Origin of the sequence: Methanoplanus limicola DSM 2279 (assembly GCF_000243255.1) — an archaeon.
Classification (GTDB): Archaea; Halobacteriota; Methanomicrobia; order Methanomicrobiales; family Methanomicrobiaceae; genus Methanoplanus; species Methanoplanus limicola.
Genome location: NZ_CM001436.1, coordinates 2,959,240 through 2,984,841, shown reverse-complemented (window position 1 = coordinate 2,984,841; position 25,602 = coordinate 2,959,240). Strand labels below are relative to the sequence as shown.

The following is a 25,602-nucleotide window of genomic DNA, read 5'->3' as shown; positions in this document are numbered from 1 at the left end:
TTCTGTTCTGCATTCCGGACTGTCGGATGCCTGAATTTATATGCACCGAAAATTCTCTACATTTCTGAAGTTAATTGCACACATTTCCTGTTTTAGATTATGTAAGTCTTATTTCCAATCCGGTATAAGAGAAATACATGGATGGAAAGTTCGGGTTTTTTCTTATTATGTGCCTCTTCCTGATGATCACCGCCTGTGGGTGTATCTCAGAAAAGACAGCCGATAATACATATGCTAAATCTCCGGACGCCGGCCTGAAAACTATAGGCGGCCTGTACAGGTTTGACTTATCAAATACGATTTCAACGCCATTATTTTCAGACGAAGGTTCTGTTATCCGGATTTTTCACCCGGAGGATATTATGAATCTGGGGTATTATGTCAGCAGCAACTTCAGCCTCGGCCTTGTAACTATACCTCCGGGAAAAGGAACACCGCCACACAGGCTTATGAATACATCTGAGATGATCTTTGTTACCGGAGGAACTGCGCTCATAAAAACTCCCGGTTCTGCTACTGAGGTGAATACCGGAGATGCGGTACTTATCAGGGAAGGCACACTCCAGTCGGTTTACAACAATAAATCCGGAGATCTTGTCTATCTGACATCAACAGAACCGGTATATGATCCTCAAAATGAGGTCCTGGAAACAGAACTGCCCGTTGAAGCCCGGAATGATGAAAAGGACTCTTCCGGAGGTGCTGGCGGGATTATAGTTACCGATCTCTCTGAAGGAATAGAATGGGACTATGACTCCGGAACACTCATATACACCATATTTAATGCAGAACTAATGGCAGACAGGCACCCTGACCTCCCTGTGGATTACAGCCTTGCATATGCAGAATTAATTCCGGGCGGAAGAATTGATGAGAATACACTTTTAGGTGCATCAGAACTGATATATGTCGTAAGCGGAAGCATCTGCCTGAATAGTTCCGGAGGCATTGAAATATGCGCAGATGAAGGTCAGGCTGTATATGTCCCGTCAGACTGCCCGAAGTCATACCGTAATTCCGGGAATAAAAACGCAGTAATCCTTTCATATGTAGATCCTTCATGGAAACCGGAGATCACAGTTATGCGGTGAGATCATCCATATATAATATCCATTAAAAAGGCTTTTTTGATAATGCCTTCATATATATTTCAGATATGAGGTTTAATCCCGCCAATCGGGATAGACCACGAATATACAATTAATCTGTGATCAAATGAAGATACTTTTTGTAATCTGCGGTGAGGGTCTCGGCCATGCCTCCCGTTCATCAAGACTTGCACGCTACCTGAAAGGATTCGGGCATGAATGTCATCTTGCTTCATATGGCAAAGCCTATGAATTTATAAAAAATCAGGGTGAGTTCCACGTCATAGAGACCTTCAGGGAAGTTGAGCTTGACGGTGAAAACGGGTATTTCAGCCTTTCAAAGACATTATGGTCCTCAAAAAGTGTACCAATTGCTCTCGCACGTTCTTTAAGGCATGTCAGAAAACTGATCATCGACAATTCCATTGACCTTGTCATCTCTGACACAATGTATGCGGCCCTGACTGCTGCAAGGCTTGAGAGGGTGCATTCGCTCTTCATCACAAACCAGAACCGGTTTGCAACCGCATCTGACAACAATTCAACATACTGGAGCGTCCTTGGCAGGATCATTGAGAAATATCTTGAAATCCCTGACAGCGTTATTGTTCCGGATTTTGCACCGCCGCATACCATCTCCGGTTACAACCTTGAGATCGAAGAGGAGGATAAAGACCGCTATAAATTCGTCGGTCCTCTAATGGACATTGAGCTTTCGGATTACAGCTTCTCAAACGGAACAATATTTGCTTCATTCGGCGGAGAGCCGTTTAAGATTCCGATGTACAGTATCTTAAAGGAAATTGCGGAGGAGAGGCCCTTTCAGACCTTTGAAGTATTTTCCACTTCCGACGGTCTTCCTGAGGAATCTGATAACTTCAAAACATTCGGTTATGTATCTGACATCTATGAACACCTCTCAAAGGCAAGAATCGCAATAGTTCACGGCGGCCTGACAACCCTTCACGAGGCTCTTTTATTCAGAAAACCCTGTGTGATGATAATCGATCCTTACCACCCGGAACAGTGGAATAACGCCCGTAAGATTGAGGAGATTGGGGCAGGAATCATCATCGAGGGCAATAAACTCACAAAAGAAAGGCTTAATGAGGCAATAGACCGGGCGCTTGGCATGACTGCCCCTAACTACAGCTCAATCTTTGCTGAACAGGACGGTAAGCACAACATCCACGTCCTCATTGCAAATATGGAAAAGAGGGGCTGATGGCATATTTATCTCCTGCCGGTTCTCAATAATAACATGCTGCCGGATATATTTACTTATCCGGCATAGGATAATGGTTCTCTATGAATAAGGATTCCGGATATTTACTAATTACAATAGCATCACTGACGGCTGTATCGCTTCTGATAATTATGCTCGCAGGTTTCATCTACCCCGGAGGTTTTCATATTCTGGGCATAACTCCGCAGAGCACATATGAATACACCGTCTCGATAGATACTGGCGGGGCAGTGGCTGAAGACGTTGAGTTATTCATACCTCTCCCTTCACTGAGTGACAGATCTCCTGTTGGTGCGGCAATACTTGAAGGTAAAGGGACAGGTATTCCTGCCGGATGGGATATCGAACTCTTCGGCTCCAAAGGTAGTACTATGCTTAAGATAACGGCTGATGAGTTAAGAACAACTGATTTTGGAATAAAAGTTTCTGCCGGAAGTCTGATTGATACAGAAAATCCGGTAGGTTCTGCATATACCCTTTTACCGAAAGAGGATATTGAGGTCTTTGGATCCGCAATAAAATACAATACTTACATCTATGCAGAATGCAGCTCCGGTTCAGATGCCAGGATTGACATTGGGATTGAGCTTACCGGAAAGAATAGCTGGGACTTCTTCTCTGAAAAGTCCAATTCTTTCACCGATACTGTAAGCCTGAGCCTGAACCCGCCTGTGAAAGGATGGTACCCGTCATCCGGAGATCTGGTGGCCGGAATCGGTGACTATAAAATAATCTAACCCTTTAATTATGTCCATTTTACCTGATGACGGATATCTTATAATAGTTCACGGGCCTGAACCCTTTGACCGGGGTGATGTATCGCAGATAATCTCCCTTATTGGAGATTATCCGGTGAGAGTTGTCGTTGCCGGAGTTATGGCCGGCACAGCAGCGGAAGAGTCAGGGCTTGAATATGAGTGGCCGGGTAAGAAACCTTCTGAAATTCTGGATGGCATATCAGAAAAACCAGGTGTATTTCTTCTCAACCGTGCAAAATGTGAAACCTCAGGGAGAGTATTTGGCGAAATAATATCCGGCCGTCTCGGAGGCAGGGGTTTTATCCAGGCCGAGTGCACGCCGGGAATTGTATATATTTGGGGCGGCGGCGATGAAGAGACTGCCGGGCGGCTCTCATCCCTGACCGGATTTCCGGTAATGAAAAGAGAACCGTTAACACCTGCCCCTGTGGATTCAGTTTCCGGTAATACAGTTTATACGGAAAGGCCTCTCTCCGGCTCCGATAATCTGCATCCGGAGAAAATTCCGGAGGAGAGGGTCATTCGCGGGCTTCTTCCCGGAGAACCCGTATTTTTGAACGGAACTGTGATCGGCCGTGCAACCCGTACTGAGGCTGTGATCAGTTATGACGGCAGAGAACTGACGGCAGTATCGGGCATTGAGTTCAAAGCGCATGGTATCGAAAAGCTAAAGCCTGAACCCGGTTTCAGGCTTGGGGATGCATGGGTAAAGAGCGGGCCTGTCCGCACCAAAAAGCCGCTAAAAGGCGGTACAGGAAGAAGTTTTGGCAAAATTATTCTGATTGATCACGATGCCGCAGCTCTGTACAGAATGATCAGGGACGGGGAAATCTGCGGTGTGATTACAGTCGGGGACGACACAACGGCAGTATGCGGGAATATATGCTCATATCCTGGAATTCCGGTTATCGGCATCACTGACGGTGACTCAGACGGGATCATCGGGCATAACTATCCGGAAAATTCAGTTATATTCAGGTGCAGGGGTATGCGTGATGACGATGCCGGCAGATACCTTGGCAGAAAACTGGACCTTGAAAGGGAATATTCATGGGACGAACTCTGCTCTCTTGTTGCCGGACTTCTGGGTAATTTTGCCGATATAGTCGTGGATGAGAGATAATTTGGGAACTCAGGTATGCAATCAGCGAATCTCTGCATAAAGTGCAAGGGCAAAGGTCTCTGCGGCCTCTCGAAATGTCCTGTAATGAGCCGTTTTTATGCCCGGAGAGATACAAAACCTGTCAAAGAGTATATGGGTGAAAGCCCGTCTGTCTTTGTAGGTTCAAAGAATTATCCCGATGTCTCCGGAGGCCCTCTGCTCTCGCGTGAGAATGACAACCCTGAGCACTGGGTCTCCGGCAATTACTCAATAGATGACATTGTCAGGATAAGATCCGGGACAATCAGGGGTAATTCCGGTGAGAAAAACCTCAGCGGTTCAATTCAGGAGATCGCCCTCTCGTCAAGGCCGGTTGATGTTGAGGTGGCTTTTGTAAAACCTGTCCGTTTTGATCTCCGCTTTGATGGTGTTTTGGCCCCTGTAGGACTTTCAGGTGTTGTATCTGATATGTCTGTCATTGACAACGCTCTTGTCCCCCGGGTTGTTGACAGAATTACCTCGGATACTGACCTGAAGGCTAATGACGCCATCGCTGAACTGTACAGGGGTGGCACTGATCTGCATTATATCCAGAATCTTCTCTCGTCAGGACTTTTAGGGGTTAAGAGGCGTATCGTTCCGACAAGATGGAGCATAACCGCAGTTGATGATACCATCTCCGGAGTTCTCAAAAAGAATATTTCCGGTTACCTGCCCCTCGAAGAGATCAGGGTTTTTAACGGGTGCATTCATGGCAATAATATGGCGGTTATGCTCATTCCCGGTGACTGGCGCTATGAGATGACTGAAATATGGGAGAAGAGCAGTCTCTGGTCAGGGAGTGAATCTGCAACAATAGTCTCCGACTCTGAAGGGAAAAAGAGAAAACAGGGCTATTCCCCGATTGCAGGGGCCTACTACTCTGCCCGCCTCGCTGTGCTTGAATATCTTGAGTCGGTCAGAAGGTCTGCCCGCGTTATAGCTGTAAGGAGAGTTACGGGGGAGTACTGGGCGCCGCTTGGCACATGGGTTATACGTGAGGCTGCAAGGAAGGCAATGAAGGGGAATTATATGACTCCGGCGGATCTCAGTGAAGGTATAAACATTATCAGCAGTTTATCCGGCGGCGATAAATGGCTCCCTTACAGCAGTCTTATTCCTGAGATTAAGACCCAGAAGACACTTTTTGATTTCTGACCGGAAATTTCCGGCGAATTCCTGTGGTAACTTTTTTGCTATATGCTGGCGGAATTAAAAAAAGGTTATTTTCTGGAGATAACGGCCATTGCCGCAAGTACGCCTATCAGGCAGATTATTCCTGCAATCCCTGACTGTGGTGTCGCTGTCGGGGTTGCCTCTGCTGCTGTGGTCTCCTGAACCGGTGCAGCAGCAACCGGGTTTACCTCTAATATATAGGTGGATACTGCCTGAGGGCCGCCCATCATCATAGGTGCATCAGGGTTGCATGTGGATGATAAACCCTCGCCTTTTACAAACTTTATGTAGAGTTCAAAAGTCTTTGGTTCATCGGTCACATCTGCAAAATGTCCCGGAAGAAGAGTGGACTCTGACAGGATATTCCCGTCTTTTGAGACTGTAACTGCAGCTGATGATGCTGTGCATGTTGTGCCGCTGCATTCCGCACAGTTGGGGTCAGGCTCTGCTGTCACTGCAAATCCGTCTGCAAGCGGTTTGAATATCATCCTGTCAATGTCACCGACTATTGCACTGATCTCTGCATCTCCTGAGATTTTGTCTATCTTTGCAATGCCGAGGTAATCACCGCCTGTGCCGCCAAGAATTATATACCTGACCGGATCTCCGGTTTCAAAGATCTCAAAGGCTTTTGAATCCGGAGCATTGCCTGTTACTTCGGTCTCGGTTGCCGGTATCCATTGTTCGTTTGGTGTTGAACCTGTGTAGGATATGGTGAACTGATACTGGGAACTTATATTGATGGTTCCGGCACTTTTGTCCATTGAGGTTATGGTGCCCATCCCGTTGACTTCCTGAATTACAGCTGATGCGTTGCCTGTAAGGCAGAACAATGCAACTGCTGCGACCAGAAATGCCTTTATTAAGCTGCTTTTAATCATGAGAATTTCTCCTGAATTAAAATAGAGGTGATTTGGTATTAATATACCCCGTTATGTTCCGGGTAATTATTTTATGCCACGTTTGTCATTCTGTACTGTGAATCTTTCGTTGATGGAAGAGATCGTCTCGATCTCATCTATACCTTTGTCATCACGCACTCTGATAAACCTCGGAAAACGCAGGGCATAGCCTGATTCATAATTGACACTCTTCTGAATCTCGGCATATCCTACTTCAAATACAATCTCCGGCTCAAACCTGACGAACTTGCCTGATTCTGAGATGACACTCTCTTTAAGGCTGTCATAAATTAAAGCCAGCATCTCATCAGAAATTCCGGTTGCGACCTTTGATACCGGATACAGTTCGTCGTTCTCATCCCGACACGCAAGGAGGAATGAACCAAAGAGGCCTGCGCGCTTACCTTCGCCCCATTCAGCACCGATTACAGCAAGGTCGATCGTATCAACCTCCGGCTTTATCTTAATCCACTCCCTGACCCTCTGCCCCGGAGTGTAGGCGGCTGAGAGCGACTTGACCATTATGCCTTCATGCCCTTCGTCAAGTGCATCTCTGTAAAATTCCTCTACTTCTGCAATGTCACCGGATACAATCTGCGGAGCGATATATTCCCTCACATTCTCCTCAAGAATCCTTCTTCTCCCGGTGAACGGTTTCTCTATTAAGGATTCGTTGTCAAGCAGAAGAATGTCAAAGACGTTTGGAATCAGACGGATATTTTCAACATGGGCCTCGATATCATGTCTGCGTCTGAATCTTTTAAGGACATACTGAAACGGCATCGGTTTTCCGTCTTTAACTGCAATGATCTCTCCGTCAAGGATGACATCATGCTCTGTACAGTTCATCAGGAGTTCTGATATGTCAGGCATTGCATCGGTGACCTCCTCAAGTTTTCTGGAGTAGATCTTAAATTCATCCCCTCTTTTATGAAACTGAAACCTTGTCCCGTCATATTTGAACTCGGCGGCAATACTGCCCTGCTCCCGGATCATCTCAGCGATGGTGCCCTGCTTTGCAAGCATCATCTTTACAGGACGGAAGAGTTCAATCTTAACCTCCTCAAGCGCCTTTTCTCCTCTCTTTGCAAGAAGGGCGACCTCTCCAAGGTCGTTCACCGCCTGGTATGCGTGTTCAACGAGCGCTGCCGGAACAGAAAATGCCTTTGCAACGGCCTCCCTGACATTTCCGTCACCAACCCCTATTCTCATCTCACCAAGCATAATTCTTGCAAGATAACGCCCTTCAATCGGTTTTGCATTGGCAAAAAGGCGCTTTACAAATTTCAGTTTCTCCTTCTGGGACCTGGAGCCTTTTACCTCTGAAATGGCTTTGAAATCAGAAAAAACACCTGAAAGTTCGAGTGTGTCACTGAAAAATGAGGTCTGCTCTTTCTTTGCAAGAAGGTTTTCTACCGCTTTTCCTACATCCCCTCCGGTGTTTATTTTCCTGATGACATAGTCCCTGTTTTTTCCGATGACATATGCCACCGATTCATAGACGTGGTTCGGGCCGATGCCGATCTTATCCTGACTGTAATCCGGAAAAACCCTTCCTGTGATAAACCTGAGAAACACAGGCATGTCCTCATCTGAAAGGCCTGGCAGTTTTTCTGCGATGAGATCTATCATCTCAAGCCTTCCGGAAATTGATTCAAGGGTGTCGCAGAATTCTGAAAAATCAATGAAATTCATGGCAATTTATTTAATTCAGTTTTATTGTCTCTGCCGGGCAGTGCTGGTGGGAAATTCCTATGCCTGCATTGCAGGAGTTCTCTTCAGCTGCATTTTGTGCCAATTCAAGGGCAATTTCCGGTTTGTTGTTCTCCTCTGAGAGGTGGGCAAGGATGATATTTCCTGAATCGCGGCAGTATTTCTTTATGCATTCCGCAGCGGCGGTATTTGAGAGATGGCCTCTCTTTGCATCGGCTATTCTTGCCTTTAAAAATGCAGGATACGGGCCGTTTTTAAGCATCTCCGGGCAGTGGTTGCTCTCAAGGACAAGTGCATCGGCAGTACTGAGATATCCGCCTATTCTTGCGTCAGTCTTTCCTGTATCTGTGCATAGTGCGAAGGTGAGATCGCCGTATTTTATCCGGTATCCGCATGGATCCATTGCGTCATGGAAGGTGGAGAAGGCCTCGATCTCAAAATCGCTCACTGATTTTATTTCCCCGGTTTTTATTGTCTCGTAATCCAGTTTTTTATCCGACTTTCTCTTCTCATCATACTCCCACAGTGTGCCCTGTGTCCCTATTACGGGAATGCTGAGTTTCCTCGATAACACATCGACTCCTTTTATGTGGTCCGAATGTTCATGAGTCACAATAATTGCTTCAATCAGGTCTCTGTTGCAGCCGGACTCCTCAAGCCTCTTAAATGTCTCTTTTGCACTCAGCCCGGCATCGACCAGAATCGCCCCGGAATCTCCCTCTATATATGTACAGTTCCCTTTGCTTCCGCTCGCAAGGACGGTGATCTTCATTCCTCTATTACTTTGTCACAGGATTACAAAACTGATCTCATTCCGGAACAATTTCCTGTTCTTCCCTGTATGAATGGTATTATGTCTCTTTTCTCCACTGAACCGTGGTTATTCATTCTTATCTATCCCCAGTCTGACCAGTTCCACAAGAACAGGGGCTATGGTCCCTGAATGTATGCACCTTTTCACAAGTGCGGCAAGCTTTTTGTTGTAGTGGATATGTGCCATCTGAAATCCCGACAGAAAACCAAAGCACAATGTTACAACTCCCAGAAAGATAAAGCCTATACTGTCCATTTTTTCCTCCTCAGGCAATCTCCTGCATTTCATCTATAATCGGTTCAAACGAGTCGTCATCCCTGCACCTCTCTATTGCGGATTTGAAGCGTCTGCTGAAGTAATAAGACATTATGTAATACCCTGCGATGAATCCCACAATAAAGAAGATAATCACTGCGGCCAGTCCTATAATTATATCTTCCATATCTGCCTCTTCTGATTAGACTGACAATCTGTATTCAAATATTATAAATACCAATGTTCATATCAGTGAAACCGGCAAAAGTTCCCGGACTTTCTGATCTGGTCCCTGACATTCCTCAGAATTCCGGGTGTATCCCGGATAAGATAAGGTTCAGGCCGGGAGCAAACATTTACAGTGTTCTCTCCTTTGATAAGACATCTGTACAGTTTTCACTGCCTATTCTGGTAAAACCGGGTTTTATTCCGGAATTTTACGGATTCAGTCCTGAGGGTTATGACGGTTTTACAGCATCAGTAATTGAGCATATCAAGAGATCTGTTCCAAAAGACGAAAGACTGAGGGCACTTGGCGGCCTTGATACAGTTCATCCTGCTCATTATTCTGTCAATACTGAACCTGTGACAGTCATAAAGACCAGCCATGGTTCTGGCCAGAGGCTCTGGATGGCCGGTGCGGATAATTTTACGGATGAAAAAGGGCTTCATCTGACTGTACGCGGTGCTCTGCCGGCAGCGGTTCCGGGCAGTGACCGTGCCCTCAGGCAGTCGTCCGGATATTCCGGAGATCTTAAAGAGACTGTGGCCTCGCTGGTGGACGGCCTGCCTGATGCTGTAGCCGGAATTCCGGTAGAGAAAGCTGAAGAAGCCGTCAGTATCTCGGTTGACCAGAAGAAGGCCCGTTCACTGCTCGCTGATCTCGGTCTTGTCTCATTCATTGCTGACGGTTCGCTCCCGGCGAGGCATTTTTCAGATCACAGGTCAAATTTCCGGCTTGCAGGCCCGAAATACGGCGTTAATATCGCTTTCAGGTGCCCAAAAAACCTCTCTCCCATAGAGATTGAATATAAAGAATCAGGTTATACCCTTTCAGGGCTTGGCATAAAGAAGAGTGAGGTTTTTGCAGTTGTAGGTTCAAATGCCGAAGGCAAGTCAACATTCCTTCAGGGCATTATCTCAGGGACTGACGACCATCTCCCGGGAGACGGGAGGGAGGGAATAGTTACGGTCGGGCGTGGAAGTTTTGTTGAGACCGGAGGCAGGGATATAAGCGGGTCTGATATAAGCCTCTTTTTTAAGTCGCTGCCGCCCGGAATTTCGGGCACTCCAAAGCGTGTCTCCGGCACGGGAAGCGGATCTATGGTTATGGCAGCAGGTTTTTCAGAGGCCCTTTCAAAGCAGTCACCGTATATTCTCTTTGATGAGGACAGGTCGGCAACAAATCTTCTTGTGCCAAACTGCATCCAGTGTGAGGATGTCAGTACCCTGACTGATCTCTTAAGGGAGAGAAGGGAAATCTTCTCCGGCACCTCGCTGATATTTGCAGCGGCCACCATGGACCTTCTGATTGCACATTCTGACAGGATAATGAGATTCAATAACCATCGTGCGGACGGAATTTTGGTTGATGAATACAGGAAGAGGCTGCACCGGCATATGACTGAGATCGCTTCATCTCTGATAAATCCCTGACGGTACCGGGCTTAAGAAATACATTCCTTTTGGAGATTTTCTGCAAAGGTTAATTGATTCTGCAAACCAAAAATTCTGCTGGATATGTTAAAAGAGCTTGATGCAGATTCGTGGGTCAGTGAGCGCCGGAGCAGTCTTGATGATGTCAGTGCCCCTGTAAGGGATATTATTGAGAATGTACGGAATAACGGTGACTCTGCCCTTTATGAATATGCAAAAAAATTCGATAAGATAGATCTTGAAGATATATGTGTAAGCCGGGAGGAGATCGACTCTGCATACGAAGAGGCTGATGGCAGGCTTGTTGAATTCCTGATTGAGGCAGAGGCAAGAATCTCGGAATTTCATGAACTTCAGAAGAGGGAGGATCTCTGGCTTAGGGAGGTTCAGCCCGGAATTGTGCTCGGTGTTAAGACAACACCTCTTGAGAGGATCGGCTGCTATGTACCGGGAGGAAGAGCATCTTATCCGTCAACCGCACTTATGACAGCCGTGCCGGCAAGGGTTGCAGGAGTCTCTGAGATCTGCGCATGCACGCCTCCGCCGGGAAATCCCCTAACAATTGTTGCCTTTGATATTGCAGGTGTTGATGAGATCTACAGGGTTGGCGGAGCACAGGCTATAGCTGCAATGGCGCTCGGCACCGAGAGTATTAAACCTGTACAGAAGATTGTGGGGCCGGGCAATACCTTTGTGACAGCTGCAAAGATGATGCTTCGTGATTATGCAGAGATTGACTTTCCGGCAGGGCCGTCTGAGATCGGCATAATTGCGGATGACTCGGCAGTGCCTGAATTCCTGGCAGCTGATATACTTGCACAGGCGGAGCATGACCCGAATTCGGCCTGTGTATTGATCACCACAGACAGAGGTACTGCTGAGGCTACCATTGCAGAATTAAAAGCAAAAGCGGGTATATCTCCACGAAAAGAGATAATTTTTGCGGCTCTTGAAAATTCAGGATATATTATTGCAGACGATCTGGCAGATGCGGTCTCACTCTCCGATATGATTGCACCTGAGCATCTCTCTATTCAGGTACGCGATCCCATGTCTGTGTTAAACCGTGTCAGGAATGCCGGTTCTATCTTTGTCGGTCCGAATACTCCGGTTGCATGCGGGGATTATGCATCAGGCACAAACCATGTTCTGCCGACAGCTGGGTATGCCAGAGTTTATTCCGGGCTTAATGTCTCGCATTTCTGCAAGACCTCCACAGTTCAGATGATTGACAGGGAAGGCCTTACGGAAATCAGTGATATTGTGATCAATCTTGCAGAGGCGGAAGGCCTTCATGCCCATGCCGATTCAGTCCGTGAGCGTTTAAAGCTCCGGAAATAAAAATAATCTGTATGCCGAAAGTCAGATAATGATCTGACACAATTATATCTTTTAAATGGCTGGAGTTTTGAATTATGGCTGAAAGATCCGGAGACTGGTTTTCACAGGCAGAGCGTGATCTGGGGATGGCATCGGAAGCGCTGAAATCCGGCTATTTTGAATGGACATGCTTTATATCCCAGCAGGCAGCAGAAAAAGCAGTAAAGGCGGTCTTTCAGAGATACAACAAAAACGCATGGGGTCTCTCAGTTTCTGATCTATTCAGGGCACTGAATGAGGAGAGAGATATTCCGAAAAATATTGTCAGGAGTGCCCGGCTTTTAGACAGGTTTTATATTCCGGCAAGGTATCCTGATGGGTTTGAGAGTGGAATTCCGGCAGACTATTTCGATGAGGTGGACGCAGAAGATGCAGTCAGTTGTGCAGAAGAGATCATACGGTTCTGTGGAGATATTCTCTCTGAATCATGTTCTGATTGAAAAAAGGCTACAGGAGAGAGTTGATCTCCTCTCTAAAGATGCTGATGTCAGAAAAATTGTGCTTTTTGGTTCATTTGCAACCGGAAGAGCAGTACCGGGAAGTGACCTTGATATTCTTATTGTACTGAAGAAAAGTGATAAGAAGCTAATTCCCAGAATTGAAGATTATCAGGAGATTTTTTCAGATATGGGCATAGCGGTGGACATATTTCCTTATACAGAAGATGAGCTTGATAATCCGGTTGCCAAAAACGCCCTTAAAGACGGAAAAATACTATATCAGGTCTGATGCTGACGTCAGTTTATTTCTTTCAGTCAGGGTCTGAAACTATAGTCCGGCTAAAAAATATTTTGTTGTATATTCTTTCAAAAAAGGTAATCGTCCTTCTCTCGTTTTTTCTCCTCAAGGTATTCAAGTGACTCACTGAAATCGTCATCTGATCCTTCTTCCTCTTCTTCTCTGACTGCTGAATTTCCGTAAATGTCATTCCCCCTGCTCTTTGGTTCTCTCTCTGGCTGATATTCTCTCTCATTGTCCGGTTCATCTGCATAATCAGCATAACCGGTATCTTCAGCTTCAGCACCGGTACTGATTTCATCCGGAATTTTGGCAGGGAATGGTGCAGGGTATTCTTCCTTATGCATTGTGCCTGAATATACAGGCATCTTCGATTCCCTGTTATTCTCCTGTATCTTTATTACTGCCGCACCGACATCTCCGATAATCTCTGAGATTTTCCTGCGGTCGTAAAATATTACTCCTTTTGAGAGAATGGAGCTGCTTTTATCGCCCGGAATTTCATTAATTCTCACTTCAAACCTGCCCCTGGAGAAGACTGTCGGGATAATAATCAGTATTATTCCTATGACGGCAGGAAGGACATATACCGGGAGTACAGGCGGCGTTATCTTTTCAATGAGTGCATATGCGGAAGAATATGGCCTTAAATACAGGTACGCTGCACCGGCAATGAATAACAGGCCTGCAATTATTCCCGGAAGAGATGCTGCACCCAGTGTCTTTGATTCTATGCTTTTTACATCATGGATGTTCATCTCTGCGGCAAGGGAAATTTTCCCCTCTTTTGCTGCACTTCTGTTCTGTGCGAAGAGAATCAGCCTTTTATTTGTCAGGGCTAAATATGAGGCGGCTTTTTGAGGATATGCCATTCTGAACGGGCCGTACTGGCGTACAGTAACTTCCCTTTCAGACATTTCAATAAAATCTGATACCGAAGACATTACAGAAGGAAATTACGGCAGACTGAATTAAATCATTTTCTGATCACCGGTTATGCACAGGTCTATGTAAAAAAATGTGACGGATATTTTTTTCTGTGAAAATCAGCGCACTATATTGTAATGGGGTTTTGTGTATTCAGTATTGTCCCTGAGCATGACCTCGTTTATTTTTATGCTCAGATCTTTCAGACTGCTCATAACTATCAGTTCATCTGAGACTGTGTACAGTACATCGTCCATGTACAGTGACCTTCTGACAACCTCCGGGCCGCTCCGGTAATATGAATTAATTTCAGAATCACCCTGCTTTACCTTTCCTTTCAGGATAAAACCACTTTCAGGGGATATTCCGAATACATACGCCCCGTTGAATATCTCCCTTGTATATGACTTCTCATAGTTCCCGTACATACTCTCATCTATCGGGACATCTGCAATCTCCCATACAGGGAGGACGAGGATATTCTTCTCTTTATCAAAGAGGAGTGCTTTATGGTCCCTTAAAGCCTCTGAATCAGAACCATAATCACCGATCTCAACGCTGTCGGTCAGTGCCGGACTGTTGACATCCGTTACATCGAATAATGCAACCTTCAGTCCTGTTGCACTTACACCTCCCCACTCGTTCTTTTCAGCGGATTTTCCTATGCCGATAATATGGTCTTCATCATAGGGGTGGAGATAGTCTGAATATCCGGGTATCTTCAGTTCGCCCAGAATTCCGGGCTTATCCGGGTTTGACAGGTCGATTACAAAGAATGGGTCCATCTCCTTAAATGTTACAAGGTACAGCCTGTCTCCTGCAAACCTTGCTGAGTATATCCTCTCATCAGGTGCAATGTATTCAAGTCTGCCTCTTATCTCCAGTTCGGGGTTTAAGACATAGACAGAGTTGTACATGCTGATCTCTCCTCCGCCGTAGTTGTTTACTGTGGCAGCCACCCTGAGGTTGTCGTTGTATTCATCCAGTGACCACTGGTTTAAAAGCCTGCCCGCCACTGTTCCGGTGGACTTATATTCAATGTCTCCCTTTCCGATTGAAAACCTGTGTATGACACTTTCAGGGCCGTTGCTCCCGGTTTCACCGTCTGCGAGCATGCCGCGGTAGTATGGTGTATTCTTTATATAGCTCAGGTAGATGTTCTTAGCTGAGACATACATCGTATCGTCCCATCCAAGAAGGAAGGATTCCGTATCTGCAACTTCACTGCCGGAAGTATCGAAGGATGTTATGGTGTACATCACAAAGCTGCTGTACGGAACCGGGGGGCACCAGATCTCCGGTCTGGATACAGCTGTACTGTCCACTTTGACAACCGGCATTTTAGAGTCATACCTGTTTACAGGCTTTTTTGTTACCGCGTAAATCCATCCGTCTGTCATACGCGCATCGCTGTAGCTTCCGGGCATTGTTATCTCATGTAAAATTTCCGGTGCAGAACGGTCTGATATGTCGAAGATGTATGCCTTTGCTGCATCCTCTGTCACAGGTACCGGGACGGAACTGCCCTCAGGCGTTATCCATTCCTCTTCATAACCGTCTGCAAAGACCACAAGACGGTCACCTTTTAGGAAGAGATCGGCAGTCCTGTATCCGGGGATTTTTGTCTCCGATAATATGCCTGATTTTTCTGCCGGATATGCATCAACTATTGTCAGAAGGCTGTCTTTTAGAATGTAGATGTACTTCCCGTCATTTTTGAGGTAATCAGCTTCATCAACCCCTCTGACCTGTACATTTGTCTCCGAGTAAACGGATGCGCCGCTTCCGCCCGCAACTGTGCCGGGCAGGCTCTGAGCGACTGCCGGCGGCACTGTATCCTGCACTGCGTATTTTATCATCGAATCTCCTGAATCCATTCTGCCTGATGATAAGGATTCTTCGGCCATTACGTCATCAGCAAAGAAGACCCTATCTGGATATTCGTATCTGCTGTATGAATAATCCTGGCTGTATTCTTCAAGATATTTTTTCAGTCCGTCTTCATCTGTAACTCTGATGAGGCCGTTCTCATCATCACCGTATGGCCCCGGATAGAAGAGAAGGACATATGCAAATATTCCTGCTACTGCAATTATGCCTGCAATGAGAAGTATCATCACAATTTTAAATCCCGTTTTCTTTTCCATAATTCTGTCTCACTCCTGCACTGATCTGTTGAGGTATCTTATGGATCTTTCCGGTAATTAATCTGGCTTTGACTTCGAAAATTCCGGAAGTTATGGGGGTCAGGTTCTCTTTTTGGGCGTAAAAAGCAGGATATTTTTAATTAAAAAAGGCTTGACTGACCTTTATTTGGTTTATTGTCATCCGGTTCTTCTTTATTGTGCGCCGGACTCTTATCGTCCGGTTTTATTGTTCTCCCTGTAACTGAATCTCTTTTTTTATGAAATCTGTAGAGGTTTGAATTCACAGGCTTGCACCACCCGAATTCACCCTCTTTAATATCTTTGAGCGTTGAACTGACCTCATTTAACATGGCACTGATATTGTCGGCATGGTGGACAGTCCACGCCTCGGTGCTCTGCGGCAGTACATCTCCGTATGTGCCGTGATGTGACTGGATTATATGCAGGAGATGGTAAAATGCGTCTTCATCTGTGTACGTCCTGAATTTTGATATTCTCTCTATTGCGGGGCTGATATGCCCGATCAGTGAATATGCGGGGCATGGCTTATATGAGATGCCTGACTTCTCAAATGTATCTGCCTTTCCTATATCGTGAATGAGCGCTCCGGCGATGACGATGTCCCTGTCGATATCAATTCCGGGCAGCGAGTCTGTAATTCCGGCTGCTATCTCCACAACCTCGAGGGTGTGGTGGGCAAGTCCTCCATAGTAGGCGTGGTGGTTCTTCTTCGCCGCCGGTTTTTCATAAAAGCCATCTGACGTTTTTATGGCTTCTCTGACTATCTTTCTTATCCCGCTGTCCTTTATGCCGGAGATATGCTTTTCAAGCTTTTTCTTTGTCTCATCCGGATCCACGGGCGAATAGATATAGTCCCTGATATTAAGGTTATTTTCGTTCTCCGTGTATGCCAGAAATTCTATGCCGGAATTTACATGAATCTCCATTGCACCGTTATATTCCCTCACTTCCCCGGCAATCCTGTAGATATTTCCCTCAACAATCAGTTCGTAATATCTTTCTATCTCTTCCTCACTGCTGCCCCTGTTGCCCCAGATCTTGCAGTCTCTGGTTCCTGTCCTGTCTGATATTGTGCATGTTATAAAAAGTCCGCCGGTTTTTGATTTAATGGACGGATTTTCGATGAGGAAAAGTGAATCTATCTTCTGTCCAACCGTTATCTCTTCAATATAGATATTTTTCATTGCTGATCTTTTCCTTTTTATCCGGATTTATTTCTGGTGCAGATCAGTCTGGGTAACTAATTTTATGGAGATAATCCAAGCCTCATCTTAAAGAGCCTTATAATCATTCCCGCACCGTCTGCCCGTCCGACTGAAGTCTCCTCCCGGTTCTCCCAGACAATGGGGACTTCTTTTATGCTGTATCCCTTCTTCTTAAGCCACCAGAGCAGTTCTGCATCATATTCAAATCCTTTTGTCTTCATATCAGGCAGAACATCATTCAGTGCTTCTCTTCTGAATACCTTGGCGCCGCACTGTGTGTCACTGAAACTTATATTCAGAATCAGTCTTATTGCAATATTGAAAAGGCGGCTCTGAATTCTTCTCGAAAGTGGCTGCTTTACAACAACATCCGAATCTTTCATCCACCTCGATCCAATTGCACAGTCGTAATCTGAGAGATATGAAAAGAGCCGGATCATCTCACTTTCGGAGGTAGAACCATCGGCATCTGTAAATCCGACATACTGCGTCTCTGAGTTCAGGATTCCGGCAGTTATGCCCCCGCCTTTTCCAAGCCTTTCGTTGTACTCGAGGCAGATGATCTCCGGTGATCTCTCTTTTCTCCTCTCTGAAAAACTCCTGATAACATCAGGTGTCCTGTCAGTTCCGTCACAGACAAAGATTATCGTGCCTTTGAAAGATGATAATGAATTAAGAAAAGGCATAATCCTCTTCTCTTCATTGTATGCCGGAACAATGATTGTGCATTCTTTGGCCTTAATATTCTGCATAAGTTTTCTTTCAACTCAGCAGCCGAGTTTTTCAATAATTGCTTCGGCAAATTCCTTTGAGGCTGTCGGATGGTTTGCTGTTATTATATTCATATCTAAGACTACCGGAATTTTGAGGTAGTTTGCCCCGCCTTCTTCGATGAGCTTTAATGATGCAGGTGACTCAAAGACTGTTGCCTGACGGCCCTTCAGGAGTCCTGCGCGTGCCAGAATCACCGGTGCAAGGCATATTGCGGCAACAACCTTCCCTGATTTTCCAAACTCTTCAGTGAGGGTTTTCAGGTTGTCATCCGACCAGAGGAAATCACTCGCACCAAGTCCGCCTGTAATTACAAGTCCGTCGTAATCTCCCTCTTTTGCGTCCTTAATCGCAAGTCCTGCCTCAATGATTCCCCCCATCATACCTTCGCATTCCCCGGCCTTCGTTGATGCTACATCATACTCAATTCCGGCCTCCTCAAACATTTTTGCAGGTGTTTCAAATTCCTCTTCCCTGTATCTCTTAGGTGCTACCACCATCAGCAATTTCATACAGGAAATGTGAGGCTTAAAAAAGTATAATATTACTGATGTTTCTCCAGGTGCTGCCTGAGCATTGTGTCAGGTTTGCATCTGTCGGCAATCTCAAGTGCCCTCTGCCTCAGTTCATTGTGTTCAGTCCTGCACGCCTCCGGTACATCGGCCTTTCTCAGTATCTGTGAGGTGTTTTCGGTTATCTGAATCAGTTCGGTTGCGATAACTGAATTGAGCCACAGCAGATCTTTAAGCATCTGTCTCTCTTCGTCATTCATAATTTTCATATAATCCTGTCCGGGAAATAAATTTCCGGTTTGTTATTTTATTGGAATCAACCGAAAATGCCATTTTATCCGGGAATATAATGATCCGGGAGAGATGGTTTACTATATGTCATATATTGAAGATATTAAATCAAAAGGCAGTGCTGCAAATCCGTATTTTGGCCTGATGGGTATAAATGTGCAGGATTTTGGCAGCGGGGAGGCGAAACTTGCCATGGAAGTCAGGGAAGATATGTTAAACGGTGCAGGGTGGCTTCAGGGTGGAGTATATGTCTCACTGGCAGATGAGGCAATGGCGCTTGCGATATTCACCGAACTTGAGGAAGGAAAAGGCATTGCCACTGTATCTGAGTCCACAGATTATTACAAAGGCCTGAACAGCGGAGTTCTGACTGCGAAGGCCAGAATTATTAAGCGGACAAGGAAAATTATCTTTGCTGAGGGTGTAACATGCTCTGAAGATGGCAGTACAGTATATTCAAGGACTTCAGCTTCTTTTCTGATTACGGGCTAATATCTGACAATACTCTGTTATTTTTTCCGGATTCATTCCTGCGGGTACATGGATTATTTCATGAATATTGTGACATTTTTATGATTCTATCTGCCCGGAAATTCTTATTTCAGATGGGTTCATCAACGAATTTATCTGTAAAAAAAATCATATCTATGAGTAGATTTAATCCGGAAATCTGATGATTCAGATTCCGGTTTGCAGTAATTATTTATGGACATATTGTGGACATTTCGTTTCTGCTAATATTTATGGAGAGGGTCATTTGAAGTATATAATTGTAACCGGCGGAGTTATGAGCGGTCTTGGTAAGGGTATCACTACCGCATCGATAGGAAGAATCCTTAAAAACAGGGGCTACAGGGTTACTGCGGTCAAGATAGACCCTTACCTGAACATTGACGCAGGAACTATGAATCCGGCGCAGCACGGAGAGGTTTTTGTTCTTAAGGACGGTGGAGAGGCCGATCTTGATCTTGGCAACTATGAGCGTTTCCTTGACATAAGTCTGACATCTGATCATAATATCACAACCGGAAAGGTGTACCAGACTGTTATAGAGAAAGAGAGACGCGGTGATTATCTCGGCGGAACAGTTCAGATAATTCCTCATATAACCAATCAGATCAAGGAGTTCATCACAGGTGCAGCTTTCAATTCCCTTGAGGACGGAGCGACTGCCGATGTATGCCTGGTAGAGGTCGGCGGAACTGTAGGTGACATTGAGAGCATGCCTTTCCTTGAGGCTGTCCGTCAGATGCACGGTGAAATCCCTAAAGATGATATTGCACTTGTCCATGTCACCCTTGTACCTGTTGACAATATGGGCGACCATAAGACAAAGCCAACCCAGCATTCAGTAAAGATGCTGAGAGAACTTGGTATTCACCCGGACATCATAGTCGGAAGAAGCGATGTTGTGATGGGTGTCGGAACCAAGAAGAAGATCTCACAGTTCTGTGATGTATCACACCGTGCTGTCATCTCTGCTGCGACAGCAGCCGATATCTATGAAGTGCCGATGGAGATGGAGAAGGAAGGCCTTGCAGATGTCTTAAGGGATCTTTTGGCACTTGAGAAGAGGGAGGCGGACAATGAATGGTACAGGGTTGTCAGCAGGGAGTACACCAACCGCGCGTCAGTTGCAATCGTCAGCAAATACGGCATTGAGGATGTTTACCTGAGCATAAAAGAGGCACTGCGCCATGCAGGAAGGCATCTCTCAACCGAGGTGGACATCCACTGGATTGATGCAGAGTCATATGATGAGAGTGAGCTTGCCGAGATGGACGGAATATTAATCCCCGGAGGATTTGGTAACCGTGGTATTGAAGGAAAGATCAACGCCATCAGGTTTGCAAGGGAGAATAATATCCCATTCCTCGGACTCTGCCTTGGTTTCCAGATGGCAGTCATAGAGTTCTCAAGAGATGTCCTCGGCTGGGAAGGTGCAGGTTCTGAGGAGATGGGAGCTGAAAAGAATGTCATTGCAATTCTTCCTGAACAGGAGGACGTAACCGATCTTGGCGGCACTATGAGGCTTGGCGACTGTGATGTCGATCTGATGCCCGGAACTATGATTGAAAGTCTTTACGGCAGCAGAAAGATCACCGAGAGGCACAGGCACAGGTATGAGGTGAACCCTGAATATATCGATGAGATCGAGAGTGCCGGCCTGAAATTCACCGGAAGATCCGGCAACAGAATGGAAGCCTGTGAACTTCCGGGCAGCGATGCCTTCTTCCTGGCAACACAGTTCCACCCGGAATTCCGGTCAACTCCGACAAGACCCTCACCGCCGTACCTTGGATTTGTTGATGCATGCAAAAATTACAGGATGAAAGAGGAGTAAAAGGTCTTCCTGAAAATAACCTGAATAGAAAAATACCGGAGAATAATTATGGTAAATACAGAAAAATTCATTGAAAGTGCAATAAAGGAAATCCGTGAGAAAGCAGACGGAAAAAAAGTTGTGATGGCGCTATCCGGGGGGGTAGATTCATCGGTATGTGCTGAGCTTGCAAGGCGTGCAATCGGTGAAAACCTCATCTCGATATATGTCGATACCGGACTTATGAGAAAAGGGGAGACTGAGAGAATTAAGACTCTCTTCTCTGATCTCAATCTCGATGTGGTCGATGCCGGGGATGAATTTATCAATGCCCTTAGGGGTGTCAGTGATCCTGAGGTTAAGAGAAAGATCATTGGTGAGAAGTTCATCAGGATCTTTGAGCGCGAGGCTAAGAAGACAGAGGCTGAATATCTTCTTCAGGGCACGATATATCCTGATGTCATTGAGAGTGAGGGCGGTATTAAGAGTCACCACAATGTAGGAGGACTGCCATATGATATTGCATTTGAGGGCCTCATCGAACCTCTGATTGATCTCTATAAAGACGAAGTCCGGGATGTTGCAGGTGCCCTTGGGCTTCCTCTTGAAATTCAGCACAGGATGCCCTTCCCGGGGCCCGGCCTTGCAGTGCGCTGTGTAGGTGAGATTACTGAAGAGAAGATTGAGATTGTACGGGAGGCAAACGCAATTGCCGAGGAGGAACTTGTTGAGAAGTTCAGGCCCTGGCAGTGCCTTGCAGCAGTAATCGGTCTTGGAACCGGTGTTAAAGGTGACGTAAGGCTTCATGGATGGATTGTCTCAGTAAGGGCTGTATATTCAAGGGATGCCATGACAGCAGACCCTGTGGAGGTGCCCTGGGAGACACTGCATCGTATTGCAAGCAGGATCACATCCGAAATTCCGGGCGTGTCAAGGGTTGTCTATGATATCACTCCAAAACCGCCCGCAACGATTGAATACGAGTAAATATGTGGATTATATCCGCTATTTTCTCTCTTTATGTGCGGGGTTGATGTCCGGAATGTTATCCGGACTTCGGTTTCAATTAATAGCCCTGTCAAAATTTAACTGATGTTTAACCAAAATTTAATCCATATCTGATGTGAATTGGAATGAACACCGGAACAGATAATATTCCGGGATTTAAAATATATCTATATAATTATTCAGTCGTGATCATGAATGACAAATAATCCGGACTCAAAGGAACTCGACAGCCGCTACTTTATGCAGGCATTTAAGCGCAATCTGAAGATCGTTAAAGGTAGTGGCTCATATGTCTGGGATGATGAAGGGAAAAAATACCTTGACTGTGTTGCAGGCATTGCCGTATGCAGTACGGGGCACTGCCACCCGAAGGTTGTCGAGGCGATATGCAGTCAGGCAAAGGAGCTGATTCATGTCTCCAATCTATATTATGTCCCCAATCAGGGCGAACTTGCAGAAAAGCTTGTGGAGATCTCCGGGCTTAAAGGCGGGCGTGTGTTTATGGCAAACTCCGGCGCTGAGGCTAATGAGGCAGCCTTAAAGCTTGCACGAATCAGAACCGGCAGGAGTAAGTTCATCTCATTTAAGGATGGTTTTCACGGAAGAACCTGCGCTTCACTTGCAGTGACCCACAAGCCGGCTATACGTGAACCCTTCGGGCCTCTTCAGCCGTACTGCGACTTTGTGGATTATGGCGATCTTGAAGCCTTAAAAGAACTGGCAGGCAGGGATACTGCGGGTATTTTTGTCGAATGCATCCAGGGCGAGGCAGGAGTTATTCCGGCACCTGAAGGTTTCCTTAAGGGAATCAGGGAGATCTGTGATGATACCGGTGCTCTTATGATTACGGATGAGGTCCAGACCGGAATGGGAAGGACCGGCAGCTGGTTTGCGTACCAGAATGCCGGAGTAAACCCGGATATTGTCACCATTGCAAAGGGCATTGCCAGCGGATTTCCGATGGGTGCTATAGTTGCACGTGAGGGCCTCTCCTTTAATCCGGGTGAGCATGGCAGCACCTTTGCCGGCGGACCGGTAGCATGCGCAGCAGCTCTTGCAACCATAGGTGTAATCGAGGAGATCCTTCCCCGGATTCCGGAGAAGTCGGAGCGGTTCAGAAACAGCCTCTCCGCTTTGAACCCCCGTGTTGAAGGGCTTATGATTGGCATATCGGCCGGTGAGGACAAATGCCCGGGAGTGCAGCAGAGGTGCCAGGAGAAGGGCGTTCTTGTCAACTGTGCAGGACATGGCAATCTAAGGCTTGTTCCGCCGCTGACAATATCTGACAGTGAGATCGATATTGCTGCTGAGGCGATTAATGCGTCATTTGATTAGGGAAGTTTATTCTGAAGGCGGATATGTCTTTGCAACAAAAGCGGCAGATATAGCCCGCAGTGCCGGTTATGAAAATCCTGCAAAGCTTGCCAGCAATGAAAATCCATATCCTCCTTCTCCTCTTGCGATAAAAAAAGCCAATGCGGCTCTTGAGGGGTGCAACCGTTATCCTGATGAGAAGATGAGGGAGCTAAAGGATGCACTTGTCAGGAGGCATGGTGATTACACATTCGTAACCGGGGTTGGTATGGATGGCGTAATAGAGACCACTTTAAGGGCACTCATAGATCCGGGTGACAGGGTGTCGGTCTCAGTTCCGACATTCTCTTTTTATGGTCTTGCAGTGAAGGCGCAGGGCGGTGAGTCTGTCGGTATCGGGAGAGAGGATGATTTTACGGTTGATCCTGGGTTATTCATCCGGAAATCTGAGGGCTGCAAGGTCTCATTTTTATGCACTCCGAATAACCCGTCCGGAACAGTGACACCTCCTGAAACAGTTGAGGAGATCCTTGAGGGTATTGACGGACTGCTCTTCTTAGACAATGCCTATGTGGACTTCTGTGATACTGACTACCGCTATCTGATGAAGAAATATGACAACCTCATAATCGGAATGACGATGTCAAAGGCATATGGTCTTGCAGGTATGCGGGTCGGCTATGCCTTCATCCCGGAATGGTTTGAGGAGTACTATAACAGGGCGCAGACACCTTTTGTGATTAACTCCGTATCGGCGGCAGCGGCAACCGGTGCCCTTGAAGATCCAGCATATATTGAGGGTTATGTATCATCTGTAAAGATGTGGCAGAAGAGGTTTGAGACCGAATCTAAGTTTAATTCAGTGCCGGGCGGTGCAAACTTTGTTATGTTTGATGTCTCTCCATACAAAGGCGATGAGATGGTTGAGATGCTTGCAGGGAAGGGAGTTGTTGTCAGATCGTGCACCAGTTTTCCGGGACTGGGTGATAACTACATTCGTGTCAGTATAGGGAAAGACTGGGAGTGTGAGAGGTTTTTGGAGGTGTTTAACTCGCTATGATGGCAGCTGTTACCGGGACTCCGGGAACGGGCAAGTCAACCGTTGCAGATATTCTCAGGAAACGCGGGTATTCTGTCATTCGGCAGAATGATACCATTAAACCCTATATCATTGAGAGAGACTCTGAGAGGGATGCAGATGTCATTGATGAGGATAAGTGGTATGAGGAGTTTGGAAAACCCGATGCGGTCGTTGAAGGGCATCTGACACATATTCTTGATGCAGACCGTATTGTTATTTTAAGGCTCAGGCCGGATATCCTTTCAGAACGGCTGAAGTCCCGTGGGTATCCGGATGAGAAGATTCGTGAGAACCTTGAAGCCGAATGCCTGGATACAGTATTAATCGAAACACTTGATATACATCCGGAAGAACATATTCTTGAGATTGACTGTACTTTTCTGACGCCTGAAGAGACAGTGGATATTATTGAAGAGTTTCTGGCCGGAAAAAGGGGTTATTCCTTTGGGAATACTGACTGGTCGGATTATATAGGTACACTGTTATGACACTTGACAGCTTCAGACCAAAGGTGAAGGGAATTATTGAACCTGTGGCGAGGGTATCTGTCCGTATCGGCCTGAGGCCGGATACGTGCACAGTTATCGCTTTCATTGCTTCAGTGGTTGCCGGATATGCCTTTTATCTCTCGGCTGTATTTGCGGGTGTGATATTTGTCTTCCTGAATGCCTTTTTTGATGCGATTGACGGTGCTATTGCCCGTGAGATGCATATTGCAAGCCTTAAAGGGGATTTCCTTGATCATGTCCTTGACAGGTATGCTGATATTGTGATGATCTGCGGAATCTTCGCAGGCAGTCTTGCGCCCTGGACGGTGGGCGTTTTTGCGCTTACAGGCGTAATTATGTCATCATATCTGGGCACTCAGGCACAGGCTGTTGGTGCGGGCCGTTTTTATGGTGGAATTTTAGGACGGGCTGACAGGCTGGTTCTTACAATAGCAGCCGGGATAATATTTATTGCATTTCCGGGTTATATTGCCGGCCTGAATGCCTTTGGCTGGCTGATGGTGATATTCGGTCTGCTTGGGCATTTTACAGCTATTCAGCGTTTTGTTCATGTCTGGAATAATATCTGATATATTCCTCAGGTGAATTTTACTTCATTTACTTTTTTGTAAATATAACATAATTTT

The 25,602-nt window shown here is 46.1% G+C and carries 27 protein-coding genes; 16 read left to right on the top strand and 11 right to left on the bottom strand.

Going from position 1 to position 25,602, the window contains the following annotated elements:
* Positions 1–137 precede the first annotated feature (137 nt).
* The 5 genes from METLIM_RS14275 (at position 138) to METLIM_RS14255 (ending at position 5,391) form a co-directional block, all read left to right on the top strand.
* On the top strand, positions 138–1,091 hold the full coding sequence (locus METLIM_RS14275; RefSeq protein WP_004079624.1) for a cupin domain-containing protein: 954 nt from the start codon (positions 138–140) through the stop codon (positions 1,089–1,091).
* 124 nt (positions 1,092–1,215) lie between these two features.
* A complete protein-coding gene (locus METLIM_RS14270; RefSeq protein WP_004079623.1) occupies positions 1,216–2,313 on the top strand; it encodes a glycosyltransferase family protein in 1,098 nt (365 codons plus the stop codon).
* 83 nt (positions 2,314–2,396) lie between these two features.
* Positions 2,397–3,071, top strand: coding sequence for a hypothetical protein (locus tag METLIM_RS14265; RefSeq protein WP_004079622.1), 675 nt, complete (start codon positions 2,397–2,399; stop codon positions 3,069–3,071).
* Positions 3,072–3,081: 10 nt separating this feature from the next.
* Positions 3,082–4,215, top strand: coding sequence for a DUF2117 domain-containing protein (locus tag METLIM_RS14260; RefSeq protein ID WP_004079621.1), 1,134 nt, complete (start codon positions 3,082–3,084; stop codon positions 4,213–4,215).
* A 15-nt stretch (positions 4,216–4,230) separates the two neighbouring features.
* Entirely contained in the window at positions 4,231–5,391 is a 1,161-nt protein-coding gene (locus tag METLIM_RS14255) for an Nre family DNA repair protein (protein WP_004079620.1), read from the top strand.
* A gap of 65 nt (positions 5,392–5,456) precedes the next feature.
* On the opposite strand, the gene METLIM_RS14250 is transcribed toward METLIM_RS14255, so the two are convergent.
* The 5 genes from METLIM_RS14250 to METLIM_RS17025 all read right to left on the bottom strand — a co-directional run bounded on the left by METLIM_RS14250 (position 5,457) and on the right by METLIM_RS17025 (position 9,280).
* Entirely contained in the window at positions 5,457–6,290 is an 834-nt protein-coding gene (locus METLIM_RS14250) for a hypothetical protein (protein WP_004079619.1), read from the bottom strand.
* Positions 6,291–6,356: 66 nt separating this feature from the next.
* The gene (locus METLIM_RS14245) at positions 6,357–8,006 is read right to left on the bottom strand and encodes an ATP-dependent DNA ligase (protein WP_004079618.1); all 1,650 of its coding nucleotides are present in this window, start codon (positions 8,004–8,006) and stop codon (positions 6,357–6,359) included.
* Between the two features lie 10 nt (positions 8,007–8,016).
* Positions 8,017–8,796, bottom strand: coding sequence for an MBL fold metallo-hydrolase (locus tag METLIM_RS14240; RefSeq protein ID WP_004079617.1), 780 nt, complete (start codon positions 8,794–8,796; stop codon positions 8,017–8,019).
* Between the two features lie 108 nt (positions 8,797–8,904).
* Positions 8,905–9,093 (bottom strand): hypothetical protein, encoded by a 189-nt coding sequence (locus METLIM_RS14235; protein WP_004079616.1) that lies wholly within the window; start codon positions 9,091–9,093, stop codon positions 8,905–8,907.
* Positions 9,094–9,103: 10 nt separating this feature from the next.
* Positions 9,104–9,280 (bottom strand): hypothetical protein, encoded by a 177-nt coding sequence (locus METLIM_RS17025; protein WP_004079615.1) that lies wholly within the window; start codon positions 9,278–9,280, stop codon positions 9,104–9,106.
* 65 nt (positions 9,281–9,345) lie between these two features.
* On the opposite strand from METLIM_RS17025, the gene METLIM_RS14230 reads away from it, so the two are divergent.
* The 4 genes from METLIM_RS14230 (at position 9,346) to METLIM_RS14215 (ending at position 12,858) form a co-directional block, all read left to right on the top strand.
* A complete protein-coding gene (locus METLIM_RS14230; RefSeq protein WP_217177986.1) occupies positions 9,346–10,749 on the top strand; it encodes a P-loop domain-containing protein in 1,404 nt (467 codons plus the stop codon).
* An 84-nt stretch (positions 10,750–10,833) separates the two neighbouring features.
* Complete coding sequence (gene hisD / locus METLIM_RS14225) at positions 10,834–12,090, top strand: histidinol dehydrogenase (protein WP_004079613.1); 1,257 nt, start codon at positions 10,834–10,836, stop codon at positions 12,088–12,090.
* 74 nt (positions 12,091–12,164) lie between these two features.
* Positions 12,165–12,569, top strand: coding sequence for a HEPN domain-containing protein (locus METLIM_RS14220; protein WP_004079612.1), 405 nt, complete (start codon positions 12,165–12,167; stop codon positions 12,567–12,569).
* A complete protein-coding gene (locus METLIM_RS14215; RefSeq protein ID WP_052300933.1) occupies positions 12,535–12,858 on the top strand; it encodes a nucleotidyltransferase domain-containing protein in 324 nt (107 codons plus the stop codon). Before METLIM_RS14220 ends, METLIM_RS14215 begins: the two co-directional genes overlap by 35 nt.
* A gap of 77 nt (positions 12,859–12,935) precedes the next feature.
* On the opposite strand, the gene METLIM_RS14210 is transcribed toward METLIM_RS14215, so the two are convergent.
* The 6 genes from METLIM_RS14210 to METLIM_RS14185 all read right to left on the bottom strand — a co-directional run bounded on the left by METLIM_RS14210 (position 12,936) and on the right by METLIM_RS14185 (position 18,719).
* Entirely contained in the window at positions 12,936–13,784 is an 849-nt protein-coding gene (locus tag METLIM_RS14210) for a hypothetical protein (RefSeq protein ID WP_157202329.1), read from the bottom strand.
* Between the two features lie 129 nt (positions 13,785–13,913).
* Positions 13,914–15,941: a beta-propeller domain-containing protein gene (locus tag METLIM_RS14205; protein WP_004079609.1), complete on the bottom strand. Its 2,028-nt coding sequence runs from the start codon at positions 15,939–15,941 to the stop codon at positions 13,914–13,916.
* Positions 15,942–16,081: 140 nt separating this feature from the next.
* Positions 16,082–17,146: a 3'-5' exoribonuclease YhaM family protein gene (locus tag METLIM_RS14200; protein ID WP_004079608.1), complete on the bottom strand. Its 1,065-nt coding sequence runs from the start codon at positions 17,144–17,146 to the stop codon at positions 16,082–16,084.
* A gap of 62 nt (positions 17,147–17,208) precedes the next feature.
* The gene (locus METLIM_RS14195; RefSeq protein WP_004079607.1) at positions 17,209–17,919 is read right to left on the bottom strand and encodes a dolichyl-phosphate beta-glucosyltransferase; all 711 of its coding nucleotides are present in this window, start codon (positions 17,917–17,919) and stop codon (positions 17,209–17,211) included.
* A gap of 15 nt (positions 17,920–17,934) precedes the next feature.
* Entirely contained in the window at positions 17,935–18,438 is a 504-nt protein-coding gene (locus METLIM_RS14190; RefSeq protein ID WP_245543551.1) for a DJ-1/PfpI family protein, read from the bottom strand.
* Positions 18,439–18,482: 44 nt separating this feature from the next.
* Positions 18,483–18,719: a hypothetical protein gene (locus METLIM_RS14185; RefSeq protein ID WP_004079605.1), complete on the bottom strand. Its 237-nt coding sequence runs from the start codon at positions 18,717–18,719 to the stop codon at positions 18,483–18,485.
* Positions 18,720–18,825: 106 nt separating this feature from the next.
* Here METLIM_RS14185 and METLIM_RS14180 point away from each other — a divergent pair, with 106 nt between their 5' ends.
* From METLIM_RS14180 to METLIM_RS14150, 7 genes are all read left to right on the top strand, one after another.
* Positions 18,826–19,233: a PaaI family thioesterase gene (locus tag METLIM_RS14180; RefSeq protein ID WP_004079604.1), complete on the top strand. Its 408-nt coding sequence runs from the start codon at positions 18,826–18,828 to the stop codon at positions 19,231–19,233.
* A 265-nt stretch (positions 19,234–19,498) separates the two neighbouring features.
* Entirely contained in the window at positions 19,499–21,085 is a 1,587-nt protein-coding gene (pyrG, locus tag METLIM_RS14175; protein WP_048146417.1) for a glutamine hydrolyzing CTP synthase, read from the top strand.
* Between the two features lie 48 nt (positions 21,086–21,133).
* Positions 21,134–22,051 (top strand): glutamine-hydrolyzing GMP synthase, encoded by a 918-nt coding sequence (gene guaA / locus METLIM_RS14170; RefSeq protein ID WP_004079598.1) that lies wholly within the window; start codon positions 21,134–21,136, stop codon positions 22,049–22,051.
* 216 nt (positions 22,052–22,267) lie between these two features.
* Positions 22,268–23,407, top strand: a complete 1,140-nt coding sequence (locus tag METLIM_RS14165; protein WP_004079597.1) for an aspartate aminotransferase family protein — start codon at positions 22,268–22,270, stop codon at positions 23,405–23,407.
* Positions 23,391–24,446: a pyridoxal phosphate-dependent aminotransferase gene (locus tag METLIM_RS14160; protein WP_004079596.1), complete on the top strand. Its 1,056-nt coding sequence runs from the start codon at positions 23,391–23,393 to the stop codon at positions 24,444–24,446. Before METLIM_RS14165 ends, METLIM_RS14160 begins: the two co-directional genes overlap by 17 nt.
* Complete coding sequence (locus METLIM_RS14155; protein ID WP_004079595.1) at positions 24,443–24,955, top strand: adenylate kinase family protein; 513 nt, start codon at positions 24,443–24,445, stop codon at positions 24,953–24,955. Before METLIM_RS14160 ends, METLIM_RS14155 begins: the two co-directional genes overlap by 4 nt.
* Positions 24,952–25,545, top strand: coding sequence for a CDP-alcohol phosphatidyltransferase family protein (locus tag METLIM_RS14150; protein ID WP_004079594.1), 594 nt, complete (start codon positions 24,952–24,954; stop codon positions 25,543–25,545). The genes METLIM_RS14155 and METLIM_RS14150 overlap by 4 nt, the downstream gene beginning before the upstream one ends.
* Positions 25,546–25,602 lie beyond the last annotated feature (57 nt).